This is a genomic window from Endozoicomonas sp. ALB091 (assembly GCF_049310265.1).
GTDB lineage: Bacteria > Pseudomonadota > Gammaproteobacteria > Pseudomonadales > Endozoicomonadaceae > Endozoicomonas.
Map to the genome: position 1 here is coordinate 544,082 of NZ_JBLYNQ010000006.1, position 17,290 is coordinate 561,371.

The following is a 17,290-nucleotide window of genomic DNA, read 5'->3' on the forward strand; positions in this document are numbered from 1 at the left end:
TATCGGATGTAGTCGAGATGGTAAATATGCTGGGACTAAACAATCATAATCCAGTAACCGACTTGGTATTCAGACGGAGGACATAGCCAAAATGTTCCTCTCTTTGCTTATCTTTAAAACCCAGTAGATCACCCACAGCAATGGCATGGCGACTCACCCCTTGTTGCATTTCATGATTAACACGAGCGTCGGCACCTTCGAGATTGAGCATATAGTATGGCACCGTCCAACGTTTACCATCGGTAAAATCAAGCACCAGTGCCCGCTTTTGCTTAAGCTGCAACACCTCACAATCCTGCAGCGAATTACTGTTATTCATTCGTCGTCGTTACTCCGGAAAAGAACATTCGAGCATCATCACATTCTGAACTCAGGAAGCTCACCTTCGCCATAAAGCTCTCCCTTTAAGCGGCTAAACAGTTTTTGTAACGTCCCTGACAAGTAGCTTTCAAATTTCCCCTTACCCAGAGTGCGTTCATAAACATCGGCAGGTATAAATCGCCGCATTTCAGTTTTAAGCCCACCGCCGGTCACTATTTCAGGGATATTCCGAATCAGCTGATCCAGCCGCTGCTCAAAGTCATCAAGCCGGTAGTCGTTCACTTTCTTCTTCACCAGCTCAACATTCACTTCAGCACCCTGTTGCTGAAGCCAGGGCAGGTCCCAAATATCACGGTAACGAATGTATTTTTGTGTTGCAGGCAAAGCGATCAGTTTGTCTGCCAGCACTTCGTCAAGGGTTTCAGTAAAAACCAGAGTGTCTCCATAACCATCGGGAAGAAACGGGTAATTCACTCGTAGCGGCAATGCTTCTTTGGTATATGCCGGAACATTAGCGACTTCAATCTTGATTTTTTGCCGGGGAATATCTTTACGCTTCGGAGAGATTATTACTGAGATTTGCCATTTATCAATATTCATTTGTGCATAACAAGGCTCTTTTCTAAGCGTCGCCGGCTCTTTAACCAATACCTCCAATCCATATCTGGCCCCAATATAGTCCTCAATACAGGTCTTTATATTGGCAAGAGAGGCTGACGAAAAATCCACCCCTCCAACAAAATCCAGATCCTCACTGAACCGGTTACCTCCATGACACAGACGAAGCGACGTACCGCCCTGAAACACCAACTGATCCAACAGGCCTTCCCGGTCAAGACAGAACAGAATGTCATAGTGAAGCAGCTCTTTCTCAACGACTGGCCGCATTAGTGCGAGATGATTATTTTGCATAATCCTCTCAACCAGCTGTGAAAAATCTTCAGTGGTCATTTTCATAACTCTGTGACTCCTTCACCAAATGACTATTCCTCCCCACACGCCTCAAATCACGCATAGCCGCCTCAGGCGTAGCAATTTTTAACGGTCTGTCACGATCAACGACACTGTCCAGAATATCGGCGACTGAACGGCGGGTATGGGTAAATTCAAGAACCCCAAAAGGGGTTTTATACTCTCCCTTCCGGCCTGTGGTCATAATGGTCAGCCGATCAACAGGGATTTGGGAAATAACGCCATACTCTGATAGCGCTGATTCCAAACTGATGTAGTTGTACTCCCCCCTTCGCAAGGCTATGGCAATGCGCTCCAGCATATCTGCATTTTTGTTGCTTGAGAGGGTGAACGTATAAATCCCTTTCATCATCCGACGAAGAATATCATTCTTCACCAACCGAACCAGTCCGGCCTGAAAGGCTCGCGGGGAGTCTTCACTAAAGATTTTGCCCAAATCCCTGGCGGTAAAAACCGAATGTCCCATCCGGTCAAAAGCCGATAGCCGGTGGATTGCAGTGGCCTGATCCATCGTTACCACTCCTTCATGTAAACGTTTTAATCACTTAAATGGTGTATTTCTGTCTACATAATAGCAAAATACACAGCATATAAACGCGAACAACATTAAATAGTGGTATTTATGTCTACTTATTGGCCAGTTGATTAAGGTCAGTTACCGGTACCTTAATCCCTGCCAGTGGCTGGTTTTCTTGGCGTAGCGTTGTTTCAGCTCGGCCAGCCTCTGGTCATAGGCTGTTTGTCTGTTCAGCATTTTGGCCATCAGCTGAAGATCGCCAAGCTTTGTTGACAGCTCGGAATACACGGTAGATGAGCCTCTTTGCTCAAACAGTTCTTCCACCCGACGCCAATAGGCCTCTTCATTGGCAGCAACGCTTTCGGCCTTTTGCTGCTGTTGCAGCTGCTTTTGCATCATGGCCTTTTCATCAGCCTTTTTCCGCAGCTCCCGGGCAGAAGCCAGCAGATGGCCAACCGTGACTGAACTGCTGCGCGGTATTTCCTGAGTTTGATCCACCAGGGCGGCAAACTGTTCTCTTCGTGCAGTACCGGTTTCATCTAACAGTAACGCTTTCAGCTGGGCTCTGGCCGTCGCTTCCGGGAGTTGCATGACATATTGATCAATTAACACTTCAGGCTCAACACTGGCATAATCCGGTTTGACCCTGGCCGACGCAACAACCCGTTGGGCATCCAGTTTCAGGAAATCGCACAACGCACTCTGGCTGGCAGAAAGGTCATCAAGGCCCAGAGGGATGGCGGGGGACAGCGCATCCGGTTCCAGCTCATCCAATTGAGACAACCAGGCCAGATACAGTGAACGATAGTCACCGTGCATCAGCTCACTGCGAATGTTCAGCAGGCTGCCCATCCAGCCATCGCCTTCATCCCACTCATCGTCGTAGCCGTCTTCATCTTCATAGACAAATTCAATAATCCAGTGCGCGCCAGACGATTTGTAAGTGCAGATATCCCCCTGGAGGTAACGCAGCAGTGTCGATTCATCAATAAGATGACGAGGCACCTTAATCGCAAAAATTTTGCAACCAAAATTGGAAACATAAACATAAGCATCGAAGAACCTGCTCAGTAACTGCCTTGGGTCGGCTTTTAAATCACCGTAGTTATAGGTGTTACAGAACCGGGTAGACGATATCTGTGCCCGGCTGGAAATCCCCCGAAGATACCCCATCTCCTCTTTCGACAACTGCCGGTCAACGGCCACCAACTCGTAATACTGGTATTCACTCATAACTGTTATGCCTTCTGCACCTTTCTACAGCTTACGTACCTCGTCAAGGCTGACCACATTATCTGGCAAAGCCAATGAACTCTCCAGCCCAATAACAGTAGCTGCTGCTGCAGGAAATGGATTCGGAAAATTCCCATCCGGCGTTTGTGGATATGCCCATTCAGACAAACCTCTGGCAAACCGGAACAGCCAGTCATCCACCATCCGCGACATGGGAATAAACGACTCCATTCGTTTTGCACCGGGAAACGCCCTGGCCTTTTTGTGAACACAATTGAACATGGATGGCAAGAACAATCCATTGATAATCATCAGACAAACAAGCAAGCAAGCCGGTATAGACGACGCTGGAAAGGGTTTGACACAAGACACAAATAAAAGAGAGTAACTTGATGAGAGGTGTAGGCTATACGTAGATTGGAAATCATGAAAGGCAAATGTATGAGCGCTTACTCATGCACGCAGATACCTCTATTATGATTATGGCGCACCCGAGAGGATTCGAACCTCTGACCTCTGCCTCCGGAGTGATCATTCACCCCATCATCCCAGCCATTGCCTTACAACTTAAAACAAGCCATTATATAGATAACTCATTGATATATATAAAGTTATCACCCACCCACATATTGTACCATGTTGCATGGAATTGTATATCGCTGTCTGAGTTTTACTGGAAATATACTGGAAAAAAATCACTTCCGGCGCTCATTCAAATAATAAAGAGGTAAACGGACATGCCTAAGACCACCAATGAGAAAATTTCATTCACCAACACTTCAGTTGATGACCTGAAACCCAGAGACAAATCATATCGGGTATGGGAGCAAAAACAGCAAGGTCTCTATGTCCTTGTCAGCCCGAAAGGCACCAAAACATATTATCTCAGCTACACAGTGCCGGGTTGCAACCAGAGAAAGGATTTTAAGTTGGGTCGTCATGGAGCTATCACCCCATCTGATGCCAAAAGAATGGCGAAGGCATCCCTAGGAGAGGTAGCCAAAGGTATTGATATTCAGGCTTCCAGAAATGATTCACGTCGCCAGGCAGAGCTGGAAAAAAGCAGCACTCTTGGTGCATTCATCGAGCAGCGTTATAGGCTTTGGGCTCTTACCCACAAAAAACAAGGTGAGGAGGATCTCAAGCGAGCAGAGAGGCATTTCGGAAAGTGGTTCGACCTTCCACTATCAGAAATATCTGTTCGTCGCCTGACACTCTTTCAGACAGAGCAACTCAAGAAGGGCCGGAAAGCATCGGGTATCAACCGGGACGTAAACTGCATAAGAGGAATATTGAGTAAAGCCGTAGATTTTGAATTGCTGGAAGGGACCCCATTACGCAAGCTCAAGAACCTTCCCGTTGATAAGAATAAGCGCGTTAGATACCTCTCCATAGACGAAGAGCAGCGTTTGCGTATTGCTCTGGACAACTACGATGATGAGCAGAGGAACAAACGAGTCCGCTATAACCAGTGGCTTTTGGAACGGCGTCGTCCAAATATTCCAGAATTGGCTAGTACTTTTGCATGCCATGTAAAGCCGGTTGTCCTGATCGCTCTGAATACCGGTCTTCGCATTACCGAGGTGCTTGAGCTGAACTGGAACCAGGTCAATATAAATCAGCGCCTACTGACAGTGATAGGAGATAGAGCCAAAAACGGCCAAACCCGTCATATTCATCTGACCGATGAAGCCCATTACGCCTTTCGGGAGTGGCGTAAACAAAATATGGAAACCAAGGTCATTTTTCCTAATAAAAAAACGGGCAAGCCCATGAAGGATATTAAATCCTCCTGGACGAAGATCAGAAAAGAAGCAGGCTTATACAAACCAAAAGAAGAGGATTTACACTTCCGCTTTCATGATCTTCGACACTCATTTGCCAGCAACATGGTAATGGCGGGAGTTGACCTGAACCATGTCAGGGATGCGATGGGTCATCAGTCTATTGATATGACACTCAAATATGCTCACCTGGCCCCTCAATTCAGGCAGTCTGCTATTGCTGTACTGAATGATTATATGAAGGCTTCCAGACAGGCTATGGATGAAGGTGTATCTGAGATCAGTAATGAGCCAGAACAGGAGAAATCTGAAATAGCCTGACCTTCCCATTATAAACTTGGAAAATGCCATTCATTATTAGGTGTGCTCAGATTTGAGTACACCCCCCCTTTTTTTCTATCCTGTAACCTAAGAAAAATCAGGGGTAGCTATCAGATGACTACAAAAGTATAAGATGCGTCCAAACTTGGACACATCGGAATTTTCAGTAACTGTCCATGTAAAAAGATTAACCTTTCTGAAATCAATTCACTCATGACAGTGCTCACATTTGGGCACTGCAAACTTTCCAGTTCCTTAAATTGAGGATTTGAAAATTAATAGTATTTACCCAGCCTTCCCCAAGTTTGAGGAGACCCATCTCACAATATTTCATCAATGACTATCAGCAAGTTTGCTGACACCCCACCAGCAATAGCTATTAGTGGCACTGTCCAAACTGACCACCTCTGCTGTTCAAATGTGACCCACCCTGCTGTTTTAGAGTTACCACCCCGCTGTTTATGGTCCAGTGTATTTTTTGAAATCATCCATCCTGCTCTTCAGCTTCAGGATCAGTGGATGGCTATTCGTACGGTTCGGATCGTCGTCGAATAATACGGACTCAAGCTTTTCGGCTTCTGTCAGGAATACTGACCACAAAAAAGCCTTGTCATCAGCAGCGTTTTTTGTCAACCCGATTTTTCTGGCTTGGGCCAACCATTCTCCATAAAGTTTCAAACTGCCAGAGAAAACAAGCTCACAGTGAGCGAAAAAACCATTAATCAGCTGGCGTTGATGGTCATTATGATCATTAAACTCAAAATAGAATGGATCATAAACCGACGTTGTAAACAGGTGCTGCAGTTGTTCAGATATTGTCGTGTAAAGTTCTTCTGCAACAGCAGATAATGGCGTTAGTAAGCTCTGTCTGAGAAACAGTTTGGTTACTGTCATCTGGCAGCCATGTGCCCGTCGACAAGTATTTTTCTGCTCAGCCCACCCCTCTTCAATAGCCAATGCCAGAAAACAGGTCAGCGAATCAAGCGTGTAAGGCACTTCAAGTTTATTAACAGTTTTGGCCCTTAATGTCTGTCTTCTGACAGCGCTATTTTCATCACTGAAGAGTTTGCCCCTGTACATTGAGGGCAGCTGTAACAGGATATGGTGTAAAAAATCCTGATCAATCTGCTGTTGATCAATGAGTTCCCAAAAGCAATGACAGAGAATGCCTTTCGCCCCCTTTGTTTTACTGCATGATTCTACTTGGTTTACCAACTTTTCCTGAGAGGCAGGCTGCCCGTTTTCTTTTCTGTTCCAGAACCTTGAAGAATGGTTCAGCCAGCCGGGGTTCTTCTCTGCCAAAACAGAGTCTTCCAGCAAGCACTTCTTAATCTGGTAAGCGGTTTTTACCCCAAGGCGTTCTTTTATCCAGGCAACCCAGTATCGCGTGGTCAAGGATCGTGTTCTCCGCGACAAACGTTTGTAATCAGTAAAGGAATACATAAGAAAAAAATTGCGCATTGGATGTGCGAAAATTGCGCTGTGCCCGGCAGGGCCTTGGTATATCAGCACTTATCTTTTTCAATGCAAAAAAAGTCGTGCCTTTTTTCTAAAAATAAGCCGCTACGCAAGAATTGTAAAAGCGCTTATTCTTACTAAATGACCACTTATCACTGATATAGATGTGTGGAGGTTAGCTTGAGTACTGGACAGCCTGAGGCGAGGGTGACCGCGTTATCGGCCAAACTGGAAAGTGACCTGCTGACGCTTTATCGCTCACCCGTATTGAGCGGGGAGCAACTTCGTCAGGCAATGGGGTATCGGACCATGGGCGCATTGCGCCAGGCCATCAATCAGCACCATTTTCCTGTGAGGCTGTTTACTATGGCCAAGCGGCGGGGGCGATTTGTCCTGGTCGCTGATGTTGCCCGGTGGCTGGCAAAACAGAGTATTGAAAACTCGTTCAACACGACTGAAGAGGATGAGCAATAAGTAACTGAGAAAGCTTGTTATTCCATTTCAAGGCACTGAAAGCAAAAAGCCAGAGTTGTCGGGACTCTGGCTTTTCACGGGAGGATGAGATAAGACTCAGTCCCCTCATTTAAGCTTTCCAGCTCAACCCTGTCAAATGTCTACATTGATTGGCTGGGTTGAGTTTGCCTTGTTTTCCCATGTTCTTGATGAAAACAAGGAGGATGCATGAAGTCATCTACCTTGCGTGAGCTTTTGCGCTTGCTGCTGTCAACCCATTTTTCAAATCGCCATATTGCTCAATTGACGCAGTTATCAAAAACAACCGTTCGACGATACCGGTCGCGAATCAATAAAAGTGAGTGCTGTTGGGGAGAAGTGAAACAGCTGGATGACCCTGCTTTGTTCCGGTTGGTCAGCTCTTCCTCTGGGCTTAAACCGGACAAGCGGGCTCCAGACTGGTCGCACATTCATAAGTTATTGCAGGACAAGCATCAGTGTCGTCTGCAGATATGGGAGGAATACCGTCGTATCAACCCTGACGATGCGTACTGTTATAGCCAGTTCAATAAATATTACCGGGATTACCGAAAAACTATTGATTTATGCATGCGACAACATTACGAGCCGGGTGATGTCTGTTTTGTTGATTATGCAGGTAAACGTTTGTCGTTTGTTGATTCTGCAACAGGCCAGACACAAAAGGTGGAACTGTTCGTGGGAGTGCTTGGCTACTCACAGTTAATCTTCTGTGTGGAAGTGAAGGTAGGTCATCAGAAGGTTGAAATATTCCATCAGCACCATCGGGTGGCAATCCACCCCCGAAGTCATCGCAAAGAGGACGCAACCACCTATCCGGAGCACCGTCCTACCCAGCATCAGGCATACGCAAACCAGACCCGGGATTACTTTATCAACTGGGCCAAAGAACAGAGTGCTGATGTGCTGGCTGTTGTGACAGCGCAGTTTGAGAACCTGCCTGAACATTCCTTAAAAGGCGTACGAGCCTGTAGCAAGCTGCAAAAATTGTGTCGGCACTATGGAGTGCAGCGATTCATGAATGCCTGCACCTGTGTGACCGAAATTCAGTCTCTCACGGTAACCAGCGTGCACTCAATTCTGCAATGCCACCTTGATGGACAGCAGATTACGGAAACCACCACACAACACAAGCTTCCTGCCCACTCCAATGTCCGGGGTGCTTCTTACTATGCGGATCATGAAGGTCATTTGAAATGAGCACGCAACAACTGATAGAGCAGATCAGAGAGCTTCGGCTACCGGGCTTTGAGCAAGCATTGTCCCGTATGTTTGAAACACCCGACCAGATGAAACTGTCGTTTGAAGATCGTCTCAGCCTGTTACTTGAAGCTGAAACTCTGGATCGTAAGCAGCGCAAACAGCAACGACTCAGGAAGGCGGCAAAAATCAAGCAGGCCAGCGCCTATGTGGAGGATATTGATTATGCGGCCAATCGGGGGATTGATCGAGGCGCATTAGAAACCCTGTGTCGATGCGACTGGATAACCAGAAATCAGTTTTTATTGATGCCATTATGGATCGTCTGATTCACCGTTCACACCGTTTGGAACTGTCAGGGGAGTCAATGCGTAAGAAACAAAGTCTCAATTTGGCAAAACAGGAATAATATGCAGTAAACCTATAACGTGACGGATCAAAAAGGGAACCACGGAACAGTTCATTGCACAATCTATGGTTCCCGTATCTGCAAACTGATGAATACGCCGGATACGGTGCTGTGGCTGAAAAAGAAGACCTTTGGTTCTCAGGCCAGTGCCATTTTTTACAGCCTGATCGAAAGTGCAAAGGCTAATGGACTGGAACTCTACGATTATCTCTGTCGTGAATTGTAACGAGTACCCGGCTGTAATTCTGTGGATGCTTTGGAAGTCTTGTTGCTATAGCAATTATGTGAACAGAGTCAAAAAATATATTGACTTTATTTATAGCTGTTGACACCGATTTACACTGCTGTTTGAATGTGTTTCATTCAATAAGAACAACTCAATAGTGAAAGGGATACATGGAATGACCCGAGGAATGATGGCCTACGTTCGTGGCCGTACTGCTTATATCCAGTCTTTCGCTGGTACCTGGAAAGAATCGCCTGTTATCAGTAGATGTCGCAAGCTGAAAAGCTTTCCTTCTCCAAGCCTCTTCTAACTGAAAGTTCGTGTTCTGCATCAGGCACGATGTCCATTCATAAAAATAAGTATCTGGACAGCCGTAGTAGTGAGTCAATTCAATTCCATAGATAGTGGCATACATTGCCTGGTGATGCTGGCCAAATTTCATGGCGTAGCGGCAGAGGCTGAGCAGTTGCATTACCAGTTTGGTCGTGGCGATGCAGCGCTTGACGATATAGCCATGCTCAGGGCGGCTAAATCCCTGAAGTTGAAGGCCAGAAAAATCAAAGTGGCAGTGGATCAGCTGACTGATCTGCCGTTGCCTGCGATTGCACGACAGGCGGATGGTCACTACTTCATCATTGCCCGGGTACATGAAGGGAAGGCGCTGATTCAAAGTCCGCTGAAGCAATCCCCCGAGGCAGTATCGTTGGATGTGTTGGAAACGATGCTCTCTGGCGATGTTCTGTTATTCACGAAACGCTCTTTATTGCCGGGCAGTTTTGCCAAGTTTGATTTCAGCTGGTTTATTCCCCCTTTGCTGAAGCATAAAAAACTGCTGTCGGAAGTATTGCTGGCTTCCTTCTTTATTCAATTGTTTGCACTGATCACCCCACTGTTCTTTCAGGTGATTATCGACAAGGTGCTGGTTAACCAGGCATTAACGACGTTAGACGTATTGGCATTTGGCCTGTTGGTACTCTCATTTTTTGATATTGTCCTAAATGGCCTCAGGAATTATGTATTCAGTCACACCACAAACAGAGTCGATGTGGTGCTTGGCTCAAGGCTGTTCAACCATTTACTTCGCTTACCCATTGCATTCTTTCAAGCTCGTCGAGTAGGCGACACGGTGGCCCGGGTTCGGGAGCTGGACACCATTCGGGAGTTTATTACCGGCTCTGCCCTGACGTTGTGTATCGACCTGTTATTCACCGTCGTCTTTTTTGTGGTGATGTATTTTTACAGCCCAACGCTGACCTGGATTGTGTTGGGTTCCATTCCTTTTTATATCCTGCTCTCTTTGATCGTTACCCCGATTCTCCGTGCCCGACTGAATGAGAAGTTCAAGCGTGGCGCAGAAAATCAATCCTTCCTGGTGGAATCGGTCACTGGCATGGAAACCATCAAAAGCTCAGCGGTGGAGCCCCAGATGCAGCGGCACTGGGAAGATCAGTTAGCGGCTTATGTGTCTGCCTCCTTCAGGGCTATGAACCTTGGCAATATTGCCAGCCAGTTTGCCGGGTTAATCAATAAAGTCGTCACGGTGCTGACGTTATGGGTAGGGGCCACACTGGTCATTAATGGTGAGCTTACCGTTGGTATGCTGATTGCCTTTAATATGATTGCCGGTCGGGTAAGTGCCCCTATCCTGAAACTGGTACAGTTATGGCAGGACTTTCAACAGGCGGGAATTTCTGTTCAGCGATTGGGCGATGTACTGAATACCCCTACAGAACCGGGGCACGATCCGAACCGAACCACATTACCGGCATTGAAAGGTCAGGTGCGTTTAGAACACGTGACCTTCCGTTATCAGCCTGATCGACCGGCAGTGCTCAATGGTGTTTCCTTAACAGTTAATCCGGGAGAAATTATAGGTATTGTTGGCCGTTCCGGTTCCGGTAAAAGTACGCTGACTAAGCTGGTGCAGCGCTTGTATGTACCGGAGTCTGGTCGTCTATTGGTGGATGGTGTCGACCTGGCATTGGTAGAACCCGCCTGGCTACGCCGACAAGTGGGCGTGGTGCTGCAGGAAAACTTCCTGTTCAACCGCTCGGTGCGGGACAACATTGCCTTGGCCGACCCGAGTGCCTCCGTTGAACGGGTGATGGCAGCGGCGAAACTCTCTGGTGCCCATGATTTTATTCTGGAATTGCCCGAAGGTTACGACACCAATGTCGGTGAACAGGGCAGCTTCCTTTCCGGTGGTCAGAAACAGCGCATTGCCATTGCCCGTGCGTTGCTCACCAACCCGAAAATCCTGATCTTTGATGAAGCCACCAGTGCCCTGGATTATGAATCGGAACACATCATCCAGCAGAACATGAAAAAGATCAGCCAGGGACGCACGGTCTTTATTATTGCCCATCGTCTTTCCACGGTGCGGGATGCCAACCGTATTATCGTGATGGACAAAGGTCGTATTGTGGAAGAAGGCACTCATGATCAGTTGGTAAAACAGGGTGGTCATTACGCAAGGTTGAATGCCCATCAGCATGGATTACGGGAGACGGTGTAGATGAAGTCTCTGTTCTCAAAAGCCACCAAAGCACTGTTGAGTCGAACTGAGCGGCCTGAAGCACTGGACAACACTCGACGTCAGTTTCTGCCAGCGGCACTGGAGGTGGAAGATACCCCAGCCAGTCCGGCAAGCCGGGTTATCGTTAAAGTGATTATCGCTTTGTTTGTCATCGCCATTCTCTGGGCCTGCTTTGGCAAAATCGATATTGTGGCCACGCACAGGGAAAAATCATACCCGGTGAGCGGGTTAAAACCATTCAGCCGATGGTGATTGGTGAGGTGCAGGCGATTCATGTACACGAAGGCGATGAAGTCAAAGCCGACGATGCGTTAATCACTCTGGTCGGCACCGTCACTGAAGCCGAAAGTGTTCGGTTGCAGCAGGAGATTACAGCCTTGAGCCTGCAGCTCGCCAGACAGCAGGCGTTTGTGACTTATCTTGATCAACACTCCTCCGACCTCGTTCCCACGGTCCCCGTGGGAATGCATACCCCCTCTGCTACAGAGGTAAAAACTTTCGAACAACAATTATTACTCCAACAAATCGAAGATTACAGAACATCAGCAAATGCCCTGATCAGCCAGGAAAAAAGCAAACGCGCTGAGCTACAAACCATTGTCGCCCAGGTGAACAAGCTGAAGCGGGTTCTTCCCATTATTGAAGAACGCACCCAATCACTGAAAGCGCTTTATGACAAAAGCTACGGCTCCAGAGTGGAATACCTGGAGCTGGAACAGCAACGCATCGAACTGGAAGAAGATATCAAGGCTCAAAGCGCCGCCGTTAAGCAACTGGCTGCAGAAGCGGAAGCGCTGCAACATCAACTGGCCAGCCTCCATGCACAGACTCGCCGGGAAAGCCTGGATCAGCAGGAACAGCTGCACCGTCAGCTGGACACACTGGAACAGGAACGCATCAAAGCAGAAGAGTTGCACGACCAGCAACAGATCACCTCACCCATTGATGGCACGGTGCAACAATTGCAGGTGCACACCATCGGCGGTGTGGTACAGCCAGCGCAGGCACTGATGCAGATTGTACCCGCCGAAGCAAAGATGGAAGTGGAAGCCTGGATACTGAACAAAGACATTGGTTTTGTTCATGAAGGACAAAGCGCTGAAGTGAAAATCGACACCTTTAACTTCACCAAATACGGTTTGATTGATGGCATGTTAACCAACGTTTCCAACGATGCCGTGCCCGATGAGCAGTTAGGGCTGAGATACCTTGCCAATGTTCAAATCGAAAAAGACTGGATGCAGGTAGAAAACCGTAAGGTGAATCTGGCTCCGGGAATGAGCGTGGCGGTAGAGATCAAAACCGGACAAAGACGACTGATTGAGTATTTTCTGAGTCCGTTGTTGAGGTTTAAGCAGGAGAGTATTCGTGAACGATAGTTTTAGATTAGGGATTTTCTGGGAAGTAATTGTTACGACAATTGTTTTTTTGGTTATCTTTTTATTCATCAAAGGAATAGGTTTTGGCGCTATCTTTATGTCTGCATATATCGCTATATGTTGTGCAGTTTTTTATATCCTTTGTACCCCAGGACTGCTAACACACCCAAAAATCTCCTTTATGAAAAGTTGGTCAAGTGTTGCCTTTATTTCACTTTTACCACTGCTTTACTATCTGTTTATTATTCTTTTTCGGTTGTTTTTTTATGATGGATACCGAGAGTATATTTCCTTTTTATCTCCTGCCGAATCGGTTGCCAGCACTCTTATACCTGCAATGACTATTACTGAAGAAGCTCTGGTAAAAAATGGGCTTTATGATCGAGTAGAAGAAGCACGGCATAATTTTTCATTTGCAGTCTTTTGCAATTTTCTTAGTTTTTATTGGGTTCTTTCCTATTTCCCGCGCTGGATTGAAAGTGAAATAGACTTTATTAAAGAGCACGGTATTTCTCAGTCAGACACTCTTGAATTCTCATGGGTTTCAAAATTAGGAGTAATTTTAATATGTGTGGTTGCCATGTACACCTACTTTATGAATTGGGCAACCGATAGCTCATGCTCTGTTAAATGTTATGGTATTGATAATTCAGATCTTGGATTCCTCTTTTTATATTACCTAGGAAGCATACTAGGCTGTACTCTCGGCGGATCTTATAAAGTCATTTACATTTCTAGGTTTATGAAACAGCAAAATGGAAAGCTATATAGTGAGTAAAATTTTTTATCTCGTTCCCACGCTCTTCGGGGGGATGCATAAGGAGACAAACAATTGAACAAAAAAAACGATATGGATTCCTACGGTGGATTGTGGGAGCGAGTAAATTTTAAGCAGGAGAGTACTCGTGAACAATAAGAGTATTTTGCAAAGGTACTATCAAATCATATCATTTACATTGGTAATGATAGCTCTATTTATGTTTTTTAAAGGAGTCTCATTACTTTCAGTAAGTATGTCTGTTTACATTGCTTTGTGCTGTGCTTTGTGCATATATATTGCGCATTTAAGAAATACAGGGGTTTTAAATTATAAAGAGCGTTGGCTACTCGCCTGCTTATTAGGTGTTCCAATACTATATTTCTTATCAATTATGTTTCTTCGTACTTTTTTCTACGAGGCATATGGAACGTATATTTCACTATTTTCAACTGCTGAAAAAATTGTTGCAGAGGTTATTCCTGCAATGGGAAAAACTGAAAGAGATCTTGTGAAGCTAGGGTTGTACGAACGTGTTTCAGAAGTACGCCATAACTTTTTCTTTGTAGCGGGCTGGAGTTGCTTAACGGCTTATCTCATATTTTCTCACTCTATAAGTATGTCTGATTTAGAAAAACAAAATGTATTGAACTTTGGCTTCTCTGAAACAAAAATAATTGGCCCTATGAAAGCTGTTATCTTCATATTGTGTATTCTTATGTTGTCTTTATTTAATATCAGCTTAGTCAGATCAGAATCATGTTCTGTAAGATGTGGAGGTGCTGAGGACGATGATATCCCTTTTCTAGTTCTAAATGGTATGGCCTTTTTTGTTTCTTATATTGTAAGCACTCTTTTATTTAAAAATAAGGTGCTCTCTGAGTACTCTAATCAAGCGATAAAACAAAAAGGAGAAGCCTCTAATGAGTGATATGATTATAGATTCATCACTAGAGTATGATAAAAATGCTGCTGATAAAAATCAGCAACTTAGAGATGTGCTTAACAATCATCTTTCAGCAGCAGCCAGTGGTATAGAAACTGCCATTGAAACGATGCAATCAGACCTTAATAAAAATAATTATATTAGGAGTGAAGATCTAAAAAAATACACCAAGACAATAGAGCCCTTGTTAGGAGATCTTAAAAAGTCTCTTGTTATTTTTCACAGTGCCGCACCTGTGAAATTTGCGTCAAATACCATTAATGCAGTTACTATTGTAAATGAGCTATCTGATGCCATTAGTAAAGGGGAGAGTACTTCGGAGTTATGGATATCACTTGGTAAGATCGCAACTACATCCCTTGCTGCATCTGTTGCTGTTGGCATTGCTGGGTAAGCGCTTATTTAAGGACGTCTTCAAAACCCATCATCTGTCTGCCACGCTAACCCCTGTTTTAAAAACAGGAGCGAGCCGTGAATCAAAAACAACCAAACCGCCGCACTTCTGAACAGTGGCAAGGCCTCATCGATCAACAGCGGGAAAGCGGCATCAGCCAGAAAGCCTTTTGCCTTTCGCGCAATATCTGCCTGTCAACCTTCACATTGTGGAAGCGCAAACTAAGGCAGGCAACCGAAAGGCCTGATCAACCAGCACAACCAGACCCTGACTGGTTCGAATTTAAAACTGATTTTCACAACACACCATCAGACCTGCCTCCATGGGAAATTGAACTCGAATTACCCGGTGGTGTAACCCTGCGTATGCGGCGTTGATCATGTTTTTTCCTGAATCACAGGTGCGGGTCTGGCTTTATAACCGCCCCACCGATATGAGGAAGTCATACAACGGCCTGGTTGCTCTGGTGAAAAATACCCTTGAGGAAGACCCGTTGAGTGGGCAGTTGTTCGTCTTTATCAATCGTCGCCGAAACCAGTGCAAGGTGCTGTACTTTGAACGTAGCGGTTACTGCATCTGGAGTAAACGACTGGAGCAGGGTCAGTTTCACTCCCACGCCGGTCAGGCGGTTAAACAACTGCTGGCATTGACCGACCTGAAGCTGATCATTGACGGTATTGATACCCGTTCTATCCGCTATCACAAACGTTATGTAAAACCTGATACATCGAACAGCACAACCTCTGAATAGCAGCTACATTCAAGGGCTATGAATCTTCCTGTTCCTGCCAATCAACCCTCTCACCTGCAGCTGCTCAAGCAGTTGCAGGTGCTGTTGCAGGAACACAAATCTGCGAACGAACACCTGAAGCAGGAAAACGAGTCCCTCAAACATCAGCTGGCCTGGTTTAAACAACAGCTGTTTGGTGAAAAATCGGAAAAGAGACTGATAGAAAACCCGGACCAGCTGGCTCTCGGGGAGATCCTCAAGAACATTGAGTCTCCAGAAGTTCCGGAAACAGAAACCATCACCTATGAGCGCAGAAAGAAGCACAGGCCGGATGACTGTGTTACCGATCAGGGATTGCGCTTCACGGAAGGTGTACCTGTTGAGCTGATTCATATTCCGGCTCCTGAAATGCAGGGTGAAGACGCCGACCAGTATGAAATCATTGATCATAAATATACCCATCGTCTGGCGCAGCGACCGGGCAGTTACGTTATTCTGAAATACCAGAGGGACGTCGTTCGCCATAAGGCAGACCAAACCCTGAGCACGGCGGCAGCCCCCTCCGGCCTGTTTGACCGCAGCTTTGCCGATGTGAGCTTTATAGCTGGCCTGCTGGTTGAGAAATACCGCTACCACCTGCCGCTTTACCGTCAACATCAGAGACTGGAAGCCAGCGGTATCACCGTCAGTCGTGGCACGCTGACCAATCTGGAGCAGCGTGCTGGCCAGTTGTTACAACCTGTCGCCCATGAAGTACTGAACAGCTGCCTTGAAAGTCACACCCTGGCACTGGATGAAACACCCTCAAAAGCTGGGCTGAAATGTAAGGGTAAAATGAAAAAAGGCTACTTCTGGTGCTTTTATGGCGACCACGAAGAAATAGCCTTTATCTACTCCGACAGCCGCTCCTGTGATGTGGTTGAGCCTTACCTGAAAGAATTTGAAGGGGTATTACTCACAGATGGCTACCCCGGCTACGCTAGCCTTTGCTCGAAATACCCAAAGATCACTCATGCCGAGTGCTGGACACACAGCCGACGTTATTTCGTCAAGTCAGAAAAAGCGGAACCCGAAGCGACCAAAGAAGCCCTGAAACAGATCGGCGCACTGTACAAGGTTGAAGATGACATCCGTCGTCAGGGGTTGGAAGGCGACGTACTGCGTGATTATCGCCAACAAAAAGCCAAACCCCTGGTTGACCAGTTCTTTGAATGGAACCGGGAGCAGCTGAGACGGCTTGACCTGGTTCCCAGCAACCCTCTGAGCAAGGCACTGGGCTATGTTCACAAGCGGGAAAAAGAGCTTCAGGTTTACCTGAACGATCCAACGGTAGCGATAGACACCAATCATCTTGAACGTGGCCTTCGTTGCATCCCGATGGGAAGAAAGAACTGGATGTTCTGCTGGACGGAAGAAGGCGCAGACAATGTTGCCGTGTTCCAGACGCTGATCACCAGCTGCCAGCTGGCGGGCATCGATCCCTACAAATACCTGGTTGATGTTCTCCAACGCATCAGCCTCCACCCGGCCCGTGATATCAGGGAACTGATACCGCGACTCTGGAAAGAGAAATTCGGGGCCAATCCATTAAAAGCCGATCTCGACAAGTAGGGGG

At 46.4% G+C, this 17,290-nt stretch carries 21 protein-coding genes; 15 read left to right on the forward strand and 6 right to left on the reverse strand.

Annotated features, from left to right (window positions below; genetic code table 11):
* Nucleotides 1–43 precede the first annotated feature (43 nt).
* From ACO6UX_RS09390 to ACO6UX_RS09410, 5 genes are all read right to left on the reverse strand, one after another.
* Nucleotides 44–319, reverse strand: coding sequence for a hypothetical protein (locus tag ACO6UX_RS09390; protein ID WP_422446987.1), 276 nt, complete (start codon nt 317–319; stop codon nt 44–46).
* A 38-nt stretch (nt 320–357) separates the two neighbouring features.
* A complete protein-coding gene (locus ACO6UX_RS09395; RefSeq protein ID WP_422446989.1) occupies nt 358–1,278 on the reverse strand; it encodes a nucleotidyl transferase AbiEii/AbiGii toxin family protein in 921 nt (306 codons plus the stop codon).
* The gene (abiEi, locus tag ACO6UX_RS09400) at nt 1,262–1,804 is read right to left on the reverse strand and encodes a type IV toxin-antitoxin system AbiEi family antitoxin (RefSeq protein WP_422446991.1); all 543 of its coding nucleotides are present in this window, start codon (nt 1,802–1,804) and stop codon (nt 1,262–1,264) included. The genes ACO6UX_RS09395 and abiEi overlap by 17 nt, the downstream gene beginning before the upstream one ends.
* Nucleotides 1,805–1,948: 144 nt before the next feature.
* Entirely contained in the window at nt 1,949–3,043 is a 1,095-nt protein-coding gene (locus tag ACO6UX_RS09405; RefSeq protein ID WP_422446993.1) for a hypothetical protein, read from the reverse strand.
* 24 nt (nt 3,044–3,067) lie between these two features.
* Nucleotides 3,068–3,355, reverse strand: coding sequence for a hypothetical protein (locus tag ACO6UX_RS09410; protein ID WP_422446995.1), 288 nt, complete (start codon nt 3,353–3,355; stop codon nt 3,068–3,070).
* 425 nt (nt 3,356–3,780) lie between these two features.
* On the opposite strand from ACO6UX_RS09410, the gene ACO6UX_RS09415 reads away from it, so the two are divergent.
* Nucleotides 3,781–5,148, forward strand: a complete 1,368-nt coding sequence (locus ACO6UX_RS09415; RefSeq protein ID WP_422446997.1) for a tyrosine-type recombinase/integrase — start codon at nt 3,781–3,783, stop codon at nt 5,146–5,148.
* A gap of 459 nt (nt 5,149–5,607) precedes the next feature.
* Here the strand turns inward: ACO6UX_RS09415 and ACO6UX_RS09420 are convergent, their stop codons facing one another.
* On the reverse strand, nt 5,608–6,543 hold the full coding sequence (locus ACO6UX_RS09420; RefSeq protein WP_422446999.1) for a hypothetical protein: 936 nt from the start codon (nt 6,541–6,543) through the stop codon (nt 5,608–5,610).
* A 243-nt stretch (nt 6,544–6,786) separates the two neighbouring features.
* On the opposite strand from ACO6UX_RS09420, the gene ACO6UX_RS09425 reads away from it, so the two are divergent.
* The 14 genes from ACO6UX_RS09425 to tnpC all read left to right on the forward strand — a co-directional run bounded on the left by ACO6UX_RS09425 (nt 6,787) and on the right by tnpC (nt 17,286).
* Nucleotides 6,787–7,080 carry a hypothetical protein gene (locus ACO6UX_RS09425; protein WP_422447001.1) on the forward strand — a complete coding sequence of 98 codons (294 nt, stop codon included), beginning with the start codon at nt 6,787–6,789 and terminating at the stop codon, nt 7,078–7,080.
* 207 nt (nt 7,081–7,287) lie between these two features.
* Nucleotides 7,288–8,298 (forward strand): hypothetical protein, encoded by a 1,011-nt coding sequence (locus ACO6UX_RS09430; RefSeq protein WP_422447003.1) that lies wholly within the window; start codon nt 7,288–7,290, stop codon nt 8,296–8,298.
* Complete coding sequence (locus ACO6UX_RS09435; RefSeq protein WP_422447005.1) at nt 8,295–8,627, forward strand: ATP-binding protein; 333 nt, start codon at nt 8,295–8,297, stop codon at nt 8,625–8,627. Before ACO6UX_RS09430 ends, ACO6UX_RS09435 begins: the two co-directional genes overlap by 4 nt.
* Nucleotides 8,615–8,707 carry an ATP-binding protein gene (locus ACO6UX_RS09440; RefSeq protein WP_219622270.1) on the forward strand — a complete coding sequence of 31 codons (93 nt, stop codon included), beginning with the start codon at nt 8,615–8,617 and terminating at the stop codon, nt 8,705–8,707. The genes ACO6UX_RS09435 and ACO6UX_RS09440 overlap by 13 nt, the downstream gene beginning before the upstream one ends.
* A gap of 19 nt (nt 8,708–8,726) precedes the next feature.
* Complete coding sequence (locus ACO6UX_RS09445) at nt 8,727–8,933, forward strand: hypothetical protein (protein WP_422447958.1); 207 nt, start codon at nt 8,727–8,729, stop codon at nt 8,931–8,933.
* A gap of 379 nt (nt 8,934–9,312) precedes the next feature.
* Complete coding sequence (locus tag ACO6UX_RS09450) at nt 9,313–11,448, forward strand: type I secretion system permease/ATPase (protein WP_422447007.1); 2,136 nt, start codon at nt 9,313–9,315, stop codon at nt 11,446–11,448.
* Nucleotides 11,449–11,721 (forward strand): hypothetical protein, encoded by a 273-nt coding sequence (locus ACO6UX_RS09455; RefSeq protein ID WP_422447009.1) that lies wholly within the window; start codon nt 11,449–11,451, stop codon nt 11,719–11,721.
* Entirely contained in the window at nt 11,715–12,848 is a 1,134-nt protein-coding gene (locus tag ACO6UX_RS09460; RefSeq protein WP_422447011.1) for an HlyD family type I secretion periplasmic adaptor subunit, read from the forward strand. The genes ACO6UX_RS09455 and ACO6UX_RS09460 overlap by 7 nt, the downstream gene beginning before the upstream one ends.
* The gene (locus tag ACO6UX_RS09465) at nt 12,838–13,626 is read left to right on the forward strand and encodes a hypothetical protein (protein WP_422447013.1); all 789 of its coding nucleotides are present in this window, start codon (nt 12,838–12,840) and stop codon (nt 13,624–13,626) included. Before ACO6UX_RS09460 ends, ACO6UX_RS09465 begins: the two co-directional genes overlap by 11 nt.
* Before the next feature lie 127 nt (nt 13,627–13,753).
* Nucleotides 13,754–14,536 carry a hypothetical protein gene (locus ACO6UX_RS09470; protein WP_422447015.1) on the forward strand — a complete coding sequence of 261 codons (783 nt, stop codon included), beginning with the start codon at nt 13,754–13,756 and terminating at the stop codon, nt 14,534–14,536.
* Nucleotides 14,529–14,945, forward strand: a complete 417-nt coding sequence (locus tag ACO6UX_RS09475) for a hypothetical protein (RefSeq protein ID WP_422447017.1) — start codon at nt 14,529–14,531, stop codon at nt 14,943–14,945. Before ACO6UX_RS09470 ends, ACO6UX_RS09475 begins: the two co-directional genes overlap by 8 nt.
* 77 nt (nt 14,946–15,022) lie before the next feature.
* On the forward strand, nt 15,023–15,322 hold the full coding sequence (gene tnpA, locus ACO6UX_RS09480; protein ID WP_422444696.1) for an IS66 family insertion sequence element accessory protein TnpA: 300 nt from the start codon (nt 15,023–15,025) through the stop codon (nt 15,320–15,322).
* 2 nt (nt 15,323–15,324) lie between these two features.
* Nucleotides 15,325–15,696 (forward strand): IS66 family insertion sequence element accessory protein TnpB, encoded by a 372-nt coding sequence (gene tnpB, locus ACO6UX_RS09485; RefSeq protein ID WP_101745387.1) that lies wholly within the window; start codon nt 15,325–15,327, stop codon nt 15,694–15,696.
* A gap of 18 nt (nt 15,697–15,714) precedes the next feature.
* The gene (gene tnpC, locus ACO6UX_RS09490; RefSeq protein ID WP_422444698.1) at nt 15,715–17,286 is read left to right on the forward strand and encodes an IS66 family transposase; all 1,572 of its coding nucleotides are present in this window, start codon (nt 15,715–15,717) and stop codon (nt 17,284–17,286) included.
* Nucleotides 17,287–17,290 lie beyond the last annotated feature (4 nt).

Coding starts and splice junctions, on each gene's coding strand:
- ACO6UX_RS09410 (WP_422446995.1), bottom strand. CDS start 3,355: ATGATTATCAATGGATTGTTCTTGCCATCCATGTTCAATTGTGTTCAC.
- ACO6UX_RS09405 (WP_422446993.1), bottom strand. CDS start 3,043: ATGAGTGAATACCAGTATTACGAGTTGGTGGCCGTTGACCGGCAGTTG.
- ACO6UX_RS09455 (WP_422447009.1), top strand. CDS start 11,449: ATGAAGTCTCTGTTCTCAAAAGCCACCAAAGCACTGTTGAGTCGAACT.
- ACO6UX_RS09415 (WP_422446997.1), top strand. CDS start 3,781: ATGCCTAAGACCACCAATGAGAAAATTTCATTCACCAACACTTCAGTT.
- ACO6UX_RS09395 (WP_422446989.1), bottom strand. CDS start 1,278: ATGAAAATGACCACTGAAGATTTTTCACAGCTGGTTGAGAGGATTATG.
- ACO6UX_RS09390 (WP_422446987.1), bottom strand. CDS start 319: ATGAATAACAGTAATTCGCTGCAGGATTGTGAGGTGTTGCAGCTTAAG.
- ACO6UX_RS09430 (WP_422447003.1), top strand. CDS start 7,288: ATGAAGTCATCTACCTTGCGTGAGCTTTTGCGCTTGCTGCTGTCAACC.
- tnpC (WP_422444698.1), top strand. CDS start 15,715: ATGAATCTTCCTGTTCCTGCCAATCAACCCTCTCACCTGCAGCTGCTC.
- tnpB (WP_101745387.1), top strand. CDS start 15,325: ATGTTTTTTCCTGAATCACAGGTGCGGGTCTGGCTTTATAACCGCCCC.
- ACO6UX_RS09440 (WP_219622270.1), top strand. CDS start 8,615: ATGGATCGTCTGATTCACCGTTCACACCGTTTGGAACTGTCAGGGGAG.
- ACO6UX_RS09435 (WP_422447005.1), top strand. CDS start 8,295: ATGAGCACGCAACAACTGATAGAGCAGATCAGAGAGCTTCGGCTACCG.
- ACO6UX_RS09460 (WP_422447011.1), top strand. CDS start 11,715: ATGGTGATTGGTGAGGTGCAGGCGATTCATGTACACGAAGGCGATGAA.
- ACO6UX_RS09475 (WP_422447017.1), top strand. CDS start 14,529: ATGAGTGATATGATTATAGATTCATCACTAGAGTATGATAAAAATGCT.
- abiEi (WP_422446991.1), bottom strand. CDS start 1,804: ATGGATCAGGCCACTGCAATCCACCGGCTATCGGCTTTTGACCGGATG.